The following is a 715-nucleotide window of genomic DNA, read 5'->3' as shown; positions in this document are numbered from 1 at the left end:
GCAAGTTGGCGCGATGATCGTCGCCGCACTCGACTGCTCAAGCAAGCGCGCCTGAAGTATCCGCAGGCCGCCATCGAAGATCTCGACACTCGCGCTGGTCGAGGCGTGGACCCGCGATCGCTCACAAGCCTGGCTCTCGGTGACTGGGTCGAATCTGGATACAGCCTGCTCATTAGCGGCCCAACCGGCGCAGGTAAATCATGGCTCGCTTGCGCCCTCGCGCAGTATGCCTGCCGACGCGGGCACTCCGCGTTGTACCTACGTGTGCCGCGCCTCGGCGAGGAACTGCGCGTCCTCCACGGCAACGGCGGCTTCACCAAATGGCTGCTGCAGGTTGCTCGCGTTGATGTTCTTCTGCTGGACGATTGGGGAATGGCTCCGCTCGACGCGATGGTCCGAAACGATTTGCTCGAGATGATTGATGACCGATCTGCCGGAAAAGCCACGATCGTCACCAGTCAGCTACCAATCGAACACTGGCATGGCTGGATAGGCGACGAGACGATCGCCGACGCAATGCTCGATCGCCTTATGCAGCGACATCACCGCATCAAACTGACGGGCGAATCTCTTAGAAAACCATCTCCGAAACCAAGCGTGCTCGAACCAGAACTCGACCAGAACTAGCAAGGAAATCTACAATCGACACCGCGCAACGCCCGACCTTGCCGAATCGGTCACGTTCCCGAAATCGGCGGTCACGTTCGCCGAAATA

The 715-nt window shown here is 59.6% G+C and carries 1 protein-coding gene; it reads left to right on the top strand.

The window, feature by feature from the left end:
* Nucleotides 1-627: ATP-binding protein (locus NCT04_RS31475; RefSeq protein ID WP_250469770.1), on the top strand; the 627-nt coding region annotated here is incomplete at its 5' end.
* Nucleotides 628-715: the final 88 nt, after the last annotated feature.

The sequence above is a fragment of the Caballeronia sp. GAFFF2 genome, from assembly GCF_023631485.1.
Lineage (GTDB): Bacteria > Pseudomonadota > Gammaproteobacteria > Burkholderiales > Burkholderiaceae > Caballeronia.
This window is presented reverse-complemented; position numbering and strand designations above follow the sequence as displayed.